A 755-nucleotide genomic window follows, 5' to 3' on the forward strand; every position below is an offset into this window, starting at 1 on the left:
TTATTTCAAAATGTTGCATCAAATGTTGTATGCTATATGGTGAATGGAGGTATAAATATGAGCACAGCACAACCGATAAGAAATATTGATGAGCTGGAAGCATTTCGCAGATTTTATCTGGATAATGAGCCCAACTTAAGAAACTATGCCCTTATATGTTTAGGGGTAAATTCAGCATTAAGAATTAGTGATTTGCTCGAATTACGATGGAAAGATGTCTATGACATCAAGGAAAAACATTTTAGGAAGCATCTCGTAACAACCGAGAAAAAGACTGGTAAGGAGACACGGATAGCAATTAACAAAAGCACAAGAAAAGGGTTATCTAGGTATATGGAGAGCCTTGATGACGTAACAGGGGAGGGGTATATATTCCCAGGGAGATACAATAATACTGCATTAAGCCGTTCGCAGGCATTCCGTATTATCAAACACGCGGCTGATATTCTTAATCTTGAAAACGGAATAAGCTGCCATTCAATGCGTAAAACCTTCGGGTATTATGCTTGGAAATGTGGAACACCACCTGCAATTCTTATGGATATCTATAACCATTCATCTTATGAAATAACTAAAAGATACTTAGGAATTAAGCAGGACGATAAAGATTCTGTATTTTTAAAGGTTAATCTTTAAAAAGTTTCTAAAAAAGTCAATTTTTTTATAAAAAGGGGTAAAGTAATATGAAAAATAGACGATATAGAATATGTAAATAAGAATAAGATATTAATAATGGATGCAACATTTTGAAATAA

1 protein-coding gene is annotated in these 755 nt (G+C 33.6%); it reads left to right on the plus strand.

All coding sequences use genetic code 11. The annotated features are described in order from the left end of the window. Positions 1 to 57: 57 nt before the first annotated feature. A complete protein-coding gene (locus tag WMO42_RS13890; protein WP_349153598.1) occupies positions 58 to 636 on the plus strand; it encodes a tyrosine-type recombinase/integrase in 579 nt (192 codons plus the stop codon). Positions 637 to 755: the final 119 nt, after the last annotated feature.

The organism is Lachnospira sp. CLA-JM-H23 (assembly GCF_040096425.1).
Classification (GTDB): Bacteria; Bacillota; Clostridia; order Lachnospirales; family Lachnospiraceae; genus Lachnospira; species Lachnospira rogosae.

Excerpts from the sequence above, each read along its gene's own strand:
- WMO42_RS13890 (WP_349153598.1), top strand. The coding sequence starts at position 58 with ATGAGCACAGCACAACCGATAAGAAATATTGATGAGCTGGAAGCATTT.